This window comes from Actinomyces sp. S6-Spd3 (assembly GCF_000758755.1).
GTDB lineage: Bacteria > Actinomycetota > Actinomycetes > Actinomycetales > Actinomycetaceae > Pauljensenia.
Window position 1 is genome coordinate 1 of sequence record NZ_JRMV01000136.1, and the last position, 506, is coordinate 506.

Below are 506 nucleotides of genomic sequence, written 5' to 3' on the forward strand. Positions count from 1 at the left end.
TCCAGACCGAGTATTACGCGCTGGAAGGCCTATCCATGTTGGTCAATACCGTTGAGCGGATCAAGAACTACTTGAATCCAGGTCTAACCATTGGCGCGATCCTGCTAACGATGTACGACAGGCGTACAAATCTTAGTTCAGAAGTAGCCGCCGAGATCAAACGTTATTTTCCAGGAGTGGTTTTGGAGAACTACATTCCGCGCCTAGTTAAGCTCTCTGAGGCTCCAAGTTTCGGAACCAGTATTTTTGGGCATGATCCACGCGGCCAGGGTGCTGTTGCCTACAAGGCGGCCGCGTACGAGTTGGCTTCGCGTTGGGCGAGTTTAGGAGTAGAAGATGGCGGCGAATGAGAGGCGCGCACTAGGGCGCGGACTGGGTTCCCTAATTCCGGAACGAGATGCAAATGTTTCACGTGAAACAATTGCATACGAGGATAAAGTTGGCCGGCCCTCTGACCTATTTTTTGCGGGTGGTTCGGGTAAGGACTCGGGAGAAAGACGTTCCCA

Annotated in this window: 1 protein-coding gene; it reads left to right on the forward strand. The window is 52.4% G+C overall.

Going from position 1 to position 506, the window contains the following annotated elements:
* A partial coding sequence (locus HMPREF1627_RS00810; protein WP_034500348.1) for a ParA family protein occupies window positions 1–350 on the forward strand: 350 nt, incomplete at its 5' end.
* Window positions 351–506 lie beyond the last annotated feature (156 nt).